This window comes from uncultured Dialister sp. (assembly GCF_900538805.1).
Classification (GTDB): Bacteria; Bacillota; Negativicutes; order Veillonellales; family Dialisteraceae; genus Dialister.
In genome coordinates, this window is record NZ_UPZP01000116.1 from 1 (window position 1) to 6,271 (window position 6,271).

A 6,271-nucleotide genomic window follows, 5' to 3' on the forward strand; every position below is an offset into this window, starting at 1 on the left:
CCACGGGCGAAGCCCGGTTGTAAAGGTTTTATACAAACTGGCGCCCCTTCTTTTTGAAGGGCGCCTACCACAACCCTTACGGCCTGAAAGGCCGTGTCAAACTTTAGCCCCTTCAGGCCCCGGGCCTGTCAACCCTCGGCCCGAAGGGCCGTCAACCCTCACGCCCACCAGGGCGTATCCATAAAAAAAACCGGGCCCCTGGGAGCCCGGTTTTCATTTGGGAATTATTTCTTTCCTTCGTTGCCAAACCATTTGGTGTAAATCTTATCATAGGTGCCGTTGTCTTTCAGTTCTTTCAGCGCTTTGTTCACAGCGGCCTGGAGTTCCTTGTTGTCTTTCTTCATGGCAAATACCATGCCTGCAGCGTCTTTAGCGGAACCCACGATTTTGAGGTCCTTGTCAGCGCCCTGCTTCAGGTAGTACATGCCCACCGGCTGGTCGATGACTACGGCATCCAGTGTCTTTGCCTGCAGTTCCATGAAGGCCTGGGCGTTGGAGTCAAGCTGTTTTACGTTGGCAGCCTTGGCTTCCTGGGCCAGTTTGACCTGCTGGGTGCCTACCTGGGCGCCTACGTTTTTGCCTTCCAGGTCTGCCCAGTCTTTAATGCTGTCATTGTCTTTGTTCACAATGATGACGAAGCCGTCCTGGGTGAAGTAGGGATCGGAGAAGGCTACCTGTTTCGCTCTTTCCGGGGTAGCGTTCAGGCCTGCTGCAATGAGGTCGATCTGGCCGGACTGTACGGCCGGGATAAGGGCGTCGAAGCCCATGCTCTTGAATTCCATCTTGCTGCCCATCTGTTTGATGATGGCATCAGCCAGGTCGATATCAAAGCCCACATATTTATCGTCCTTTGTAAATTCAAAGGGCGGGAAGGTGGTTTCAGAGCCTACGCGGATGACGGAAGGGATTCCGTTCTTGGATGCAGAAGAGCTGCTGCTTGAGCTTCCACCGCCGCAGCCTGCCACACCAAATACAGCGGCCATAGCGCCTAATGCCAATGCGATTTTTAATTTTTTACCCATCATGACAAATCATCTCCATATAGACATTTTCACAGATTGGAAGCTCCCCTATGAATTTTTATTCAAGCTCCCTGTTTTCTCTTCATAAAGACGTCCGTCCGATTCCGCTGATTTTCCCAAATTTTACCTTGAATCATGGATATTCCAGGAAATTTAATTTCCATAGGTCGGTATCTTTATGCAATCTATGCACATTTTATCAATATTTTATGCAAATGTCAAATGTTCCATCCAAAGTCCTTTTCCTTACCCCCTCTTATCCTCTTCATTGACCCTGCTCTCTTATCATGTTATATTTTATAGTGATAGTCTCCAGAGGGGGACCGGCAGTTCATTGATTGCAGTTCATTGATTATTTAAATATTGTATATATTATATATACCTTTACCGGTTACTATAGGAAACATACAAAAGCTTTTCTTCTGTTTCCTGTTTTCTGTTATTCATAAAGGACTAAGTTCTATGGAAATCATTATTTCATTTCTCTCCGAATGGGGCTATCTGGCGCTTTTCATCTGCATGGTGCTGGAAAACATGAATGTCCCCATCCCCAGTGAAATCATTCTGGGATTTGCGGGCTTTCTGGTGTCCCAGGACATTTTTTCCTTCTGGCCCACTGTGGTCATCGGAACCACCGCCGGCATTGCGGGTTCCGTCATTTCCTACTACATGGGAGCCAAGGGTGGCCGCGATATGATTCTGAAGCACACCGCTAAAGGGGGCCTGGGGGCTAAGAAGATGATTGCCGCCAAGGACTGGTTTGAAAATTACGGCGCCATTGCCGTCTTCACCGGCCGCCTGCTGCCGGGAGTGCGCACTTTTATTTCCCTTCCCGCCGGCATCGCCCAGTTTCCGCTTCCTGAATTCGTTCTTCTCACCATTCTGGGCACTGTGCCCTGGACCATTTTCCTGGTGTACGTGGGCTCCGCATTGGGCCACAACTGGACCCTTCTTCTGGATTACAAGTGGAAAATCGCAGCGGTGTGCGTGGCTGTTTCCGCAGTCATTGCCGGCGGCTACTATATCTATCATAAGAGAGAATCAAAATGAAATTCGATAAAAAATGTCTTTTCCTGTTCCTTTTCTGTATTGTCCTCTACGGCGCTTTTCTTGGCACCATTCCTCTTTTGGATCCCGATGAACCGGTGTACGGGGAGACGGCCAAGGAAATGATGGCCACCGGAGATTTCCTTTCTCCACGGATTTACGGCGAATTCTGGTATGATAAGCCGCCTTTATTCTACTGGCTGGAAGCACTGTCTTTCAGCCTGTTTGGCGTTTCTACCTGGGCCGCCCGTCTGCCCTCGCTCCTTTTAGGCGCCATCACCCCGGTGTACCTCTATCTTTCTTCCCGAAAGCTCATCGGAGAAAAGGCAGCCCTGCGGGGTGCTTTCATCTGCGCCACGTCCCTTGAAATCATCGTGCTTGCCAGAAGCAGCGTCACCGATACCCTTCTCACCTTCACCCTCACCGTGGCCCTCATGTCCTTCCTTAGGAAGGAATACATGACCGCCTACATTTTCTGCGGGCTGGCGCTTCTCACCAAGGGGCCCATCGGTTTCGGATTTCCGGCCCTCATCGTGGGCATCTGGATGATAGCCACGAAGCAGTTCCGCCTGAAGGAAATCATGGCTCTCAAGTGGTACTGGGGCATTCCCCTGGCCTGCCTGGTGGGCCTTCCCTGGTACATGGCCATGGGCTATATCCACGGCAGCGCCTTCATTGATACCTTTCTGGGCTACCACAATGTGACCCGATTCGTGAGTCCTGAGCATGCGGGGCAGAACCATTACTGGCTCTACCTGGTGGTGCTGCTGGCAGGGTTCTACCCCTGGAGCGGCACGCTCCCCGGCATTTTCCGGCGTACTAAAAAATGGATGAGGGATAAAACCGGCGCCTTCTTTTTCGTGTGGGCCCTTTTTATCTTTATTTTCTTTTCCCTGTCTTCCACCCAGCTCTTCTCCTACGTGCTTCCCATGTTCCCGCCCCTCTCTCTTCTGGCAGGCATGTACCTTGCAGACATTGAAGAGTCCGGCCATATTTCCAAAACCCTGATTATCTCCCACCTTATTTTTTCCCTTATCACCGCCGGAGCCATTGCCCTGGCACCTATCACCCCCGAAGGCGGCCCCATTGTCCGCTGGACCATTGTTTTCTTCATGGTCCTTGCCGCCGTTCTGGCTGCCATGGGCCTCAGAAAAGGACGGTTCCATACTTTCATGGTCACCCAGGCTCTGCTGATTCTTGTATTCGTCCTATCCATATGGGGCGCCTTTGCCTCCTCCGTGTCCTCCCTCTTCACCTCCGCCGCCATTGCGGAAAAGCTGGCACGCACGGAAAGGGACAGCGCCATTCCCCTCTACATCGATACCTTCTACCGTCCTTCCATTGCTTTCTATACAGATATCTACGGCAGGGCGCTTCCGGAATTTGACGTCAGGAAGCAGGCAGCCGATGAAAGAAATGCGGAAAAGGGCGTCCTTCTTCCTGGAAAAGATGAAGAAGCCGCCCTTCCAAAGGAAGCCTATATTCTGGTGCAGAAAAAAGTATATAAGAACTGGCCGAAAGAGCAGCAGTCCCAGGTCACCGTCCTTTGGGACAAGGATACGGCCCTTCTGTTATTAAAGAAAGAGGACTCCCATTGAGTACAAAGCGCATGAAAAGAAAAAACAGAATTCATGAGGAAAAACCGGCTGAAGGCGGGAAAGAAGTTTGGAAGACCCTCCTCTTTTTCTTCCTGGCAGCCTTCCTCTTCCTTCTCTGGGGTTCCTGGCTTCTCCCGGTGACGGACCCGGTGGAGTCCAATTACGCCTTAACCGCCAAGGAAATGGTACTTTCCGGCAACTGGATGTCACCCCAGATTTACGGTACCTTCTGGTACGACAAACCTATCATGGTGTACTGGCTCCTTTCCATTTCCTACTCCATCCTTGGCTTCACCAGTCTGGCCTCCCGCATGCCCGCCATCGTCTCGGGTGCCCTGTCGGTGGCCCTTCTCATCTGGTACATCCAGAGAATCCTGAAGAATAATGTCACCGCCGTGTGGTCCGGCGCCATGCTGGCCCTGTCCCTGGAATTCTGGGTCATTTCCCACGCCATCATCACCGACAGCATCCTCCTTTTCTTCACCATTCCCACCATGCTTTCCGGCTACATCGGCGTCATGGAGGGAAAGAGGAAACATCTGGTACTGGCCTACGCCGCCGCCGGTCTTTCCTGCCTCACCAAGGGCCCCGTGGGCCTTGTTCTTCCCGGCGCCCTGCTCCTTTTCTGGTGCCTTTCCATGAAATCTGGAAAAATGGCGCTCCGCCTCTTCCCCTGGCAGGGCATCCTTGCCTTCTTTGCCGTCACCCTTCCCTGGTACGGCGGCATGTACCTCATCCACGGCAGCGATTTCATCACCCAGTTTTTAGGGCTCCACAACTTTGTCCGCGCCACCTCCTCCGAGCACCCCGCCGACAATCACTGGTACTACTACCTGGTGCTCCTTCCTGCCGCCCTGCTTCCCTGGACCTTTACCGCCTTCTATGAAATGGTGAAGGGTTTCAAAGAAAAAACCCCATTCTACCGCTTCCTTATGGTATGGTGCTGGGGCACCCTCCTTTTCTACACACTCATGGCCACCAAGTACGTCACCTACACCTACATCGCGGTGGTGCCGGCCATCGTCTTCTCCGCCATGGCGGCTCCCGCCATCAGGCAGGGCGAAACAAAGCCCTTCCTCTGGACAGCCCTGGGATTCGTTCTTTTCCTGGCAGCCGCCCTGGGCGGCTCCTTCTACATCAAGGAAGGCAGCTGGTGGGTGCTCTACGTGGTCATCCTTTACGCCATCATTTCCCTGGGCCTTCGCTATAAGAAGAGCAGCGGCCGACGGCTCACCGTCATCAGCGCCGTCACCGCCTCCGTCTTCCTCTGCCTTCTCATGGAAGGCCTGCCCCACTACCTTCCCCGCCGCTCCGCCATCGACATGGCGCCGGAAATGCAGGCAGCCCCGGGAGAGCATTATTTCTTCCGCTCCTACCCCGCCGGCTACACCTTCTACTCCGGTGAAACCGCCACCCGGGTGGTGCCGCCGGTTTCCGGCGATGGGGAAGACCGGAATCCCCTGTGGAATGAAAAATACGTGATGCCCTCCATTTCCGACAAGGATTTCATGAAGGAACACCGCCAGCCGGAAAAGCCGGTATTCCTCTTCGTTTCCAAAAGTGACATGAAATACTTCGACCAGTGGTTCTTCAAATACCGCTTCAAACCGGTGGAGCCTCTTCTGAACGGCACCATCTACGTTTTAACCAGCGAAGACAATATCCCTGAATCCTTCAAAGAAGCCAAAGAGCAGATGAAAGAGGAAATGAAGGAATCCAGGGAAAGAGACAAAGGAGCAGAGTCCTGATATGGATATTTCCCTTTTTATCAACCACCTCACCCAATACCACGGTGAAAACACCTTCAATCCCTGGACAGACCACGACGACAAGTATGAAATCGAAAAGGGTCCGGCCATCCGAAGGGCGAACCTCAAAGACTACCTCACCCTCCGGCTGGGACACGCCAGAATTCTTCTCATCGCCGAAGCCTGCGGCTACCAGGGCGGCCATTTCTCCGGCATCGCCATGACCTGCGAAAGGATGCTCCTTGACTACCACCCCGCCGTCACCAGCGCCATGGTCTTTGGACACAAAGGAAACCGCACCAGCCGGAAAGACAGTCCCCTCCTGAAACCCATCCAGCAGCAGAAGGGCTTCAACGAACCCACGGATTCCGTGGTATGGAAAGCCTGCCTGGAAGCAGGCCTTTCGCCCAATGACTTCCTCCTCTGGAACATTTTCCCCTTCCATCCCCATAAAAAAGGAAACCTCCTCACCAACCGCACCCCCACGGACGATGAACTGGCCACGGGCCTTGCCTGTACCAGAGAACTCCTCTCTTTAACCGGCCCCCTTCCCATCTTCGCCATAGGGAAAAAGAGCGAAAATACATTGACCGAGGCAGGCTTTGCCGTCAAAGGCCTAAGGCACCCCGCCAACGGAGGAGCCAATATCTTTAGGGCCCAGCTGAAAGAAGGGCTTCTATGAAAAACGCACCATGGAAAGCATAAAGCTTTCCATGGTGCGTTTTAAGGTTCTAAAGTTTAACCGGCCTGCCGGCCGGAGGGTTCTAAAGTTTGACAGCCCTAACGGTCAGTCGATTAAAAGGAAGGCCCTTTTATGGGCAGGCTATGGGCCAACTTCGACTGACTTGCACATTCT

5 protein-coding genes are annotated in these 6,271 nt (G+C 52.9%); 4 read left to right on the forward strand and 1 reads right to left on the reverse strand.

The genetic code is table 11. The features are described 5' to 3' along the window. Positions 1-224: 224 nt before the first annotated feature. The gene (locus QZQ29_RS08480) at positions 225-1,025 is read right to left on the reverse strand and encodes a basic amino acid ABC transporter substrate-binding protein (RefSeq protein WP_296962305.1); all 801 of its coding nucleotides are present in this window, start codon (positions 1,023-1,025) and stop codon (positions 225-227) included. A 459-nt stretch (positions 1,026-1,484) separates the two neighbouring features. On the opposite strand from QZQ29_RS08480, the gene QZQ29_RS08485 reads away from it, so the two are divergent. From QZQ29_RS08485 to QZQ29_RS08500, 4 genes are read left to right on the forward strand one after another with little or no spacing between them, the layout of a single operon-like run. Next, positions 1,485-2,072, forward strand: coding sequence for a DedA family protein (locus tag QZQ29_RS08485; RefSeq protein ID WP_296962307.1), 588 nt, complete (start codon positions 1,485-1,487; stop codon positions 2,070-2,072). Continuing rightward, positions 2,069-3,667 carry a glycosyltransferase family 39 protein gene (locus QZQ29_RS08490; protein ID WP_296962308.1) on the forward strand — a complete coding sequence of 533 codons (1,599 nt, stop codon included), beginning with the start codon at positions 2,069-2,071 and terminating at the stop codon, positions 3,665-3,667. Before QZQ29_RS08485 ends, QZQ29_RS08490 begins: the two co-directional genes overlap by 4 nt. Continuing rightward, positions 3,664-5,415 (forward strand): glycosyltransferase family 39 protein, encoded by a 1,752-nt coding sequence (locus tag QZQ29_RS08495; protein WP_296962310.1) that lies wholly within the window; start codon positions 3,664-3,666, stop codon positions 5,413-5,415. Before QZQ29_RS08490 ends, QZQ29_RS08495 begins: the two co-directional genes overlap by 4 nt. Position 5,416: 1 nt before the next feature. Beyond that, positions 5,417-6,097, forward strand: a complete 681-nt coding sequence (locus tag QZQ29_RS08500) for a uracil-DNA glycosylase (protein ID WP_296962312.1) — start codon at positions 5,417-5,419, stop codon at positions 6,095-6,097. The last annotated feature ends 174 nt before the right edge of the window (positions 6,098-6,271 follow it).

Excerpts from the sequence above, each read along its gene's own strand:
- QZQ29_RS08490 (WP_296962308.1), top strand. The coding sequence starts at position 2,069 with ATGAAATTCGATAAAAAATGTCTTTTCCTGTTCCTTTTCTGTATTGTC.
- QZQ29_RS08480 (WP_296962305.1), bottom strand. The coding sequence starts at position 1,025 with ATGATGGGTAAAAAATTAAAAATCGCATTGGCATTAGGCGCTATGGCC.
- QZQ29_RS08500 (WP_296962312.1), top strand. The coding sequence starts at position 5,417 with ATGGATATTTCCCTTTTTATCAACCACCTCACCCAATACCACGGTGAA.
- QZQ29_RS08485 (WP_296962307.1), top strand. The coding sequence starts at position 1,485 with ATGGAAATCATTATTTCATTTCTCTCCGAATGGGGCTATCTGGCGCTT.